1 rRNA gene is annotated in these 692 nt (G+C 50.3%); it reads left to right on the forward strand.

Annotated features, from left to right (window positions below):
• Positions 1 to 12: 12 nt before the first annotated feature.
• Positions 13 to 692: ribosomal RNA gene (locus H8S80_RS33970) — 23S ribosomal RNA — on the forward strand; the annotation flags it as partial.

Raw genomic sequence — 692 nt, forward strand, 5'->3', positions numbered from 1 at the left:
GAAAATCGAACTGGTTAAGCTATAAAGAGCGCAGGGTGGATGCCTTGGCACTAAGAGCCGATGAAAGACGTGATAAGCTGCGAAAAGCTTCGGGGAGGAGCAAATATCCTTTGATCCGGAGATATCTGAATGGGGAAACCTGGCTGAGCAAACCTCAGTCGGCGTATGGTGAATACATAGCCATACGTTGGGAACCCGCTGAACTGAAACATCTAAGTAGGCGGAGGAAAAGAAAGAAAACTCGATTTCCAAAGTAGCGGCGAGCGAAATGGAAGGAGCCTAAACCGGCGTGCGTGCATGCCGGGGTTATGGACTGCATAAAGCGAGGAGATTCATTAACAGAACGGTCCTGGAAAGACCGGCCACAGAGGGTGAAAGCCCCGTATGTGAAAATGATATCCAGTGAGCAGGATCCAAAGTACCACGAGACACGAGAAACCTTGTGGGAATTCGGGGGGACCACCCCCCAAGGCTAAATACTCCTTAGTGACCGATAGCGCATAGTACTGTGAAGGAAAGGTGAAAAGGACCCCGGGAGGGGAGTGAAAAAGAACCTGAAACCCTGTGTTTACAAGCTGTGGAACCACATTTTAGGTGGAACCGCGTACTTTTTGTAGAACGGTCCGGCGAGTTGCCGGGACTGGCAAGGTTAAGCACTTAAGGTGTGGAGCCGAAGGGAAACCAAGTCTTAA

Source organism: Hungatella sp. L36 (genome assembly GCF_014288035.1).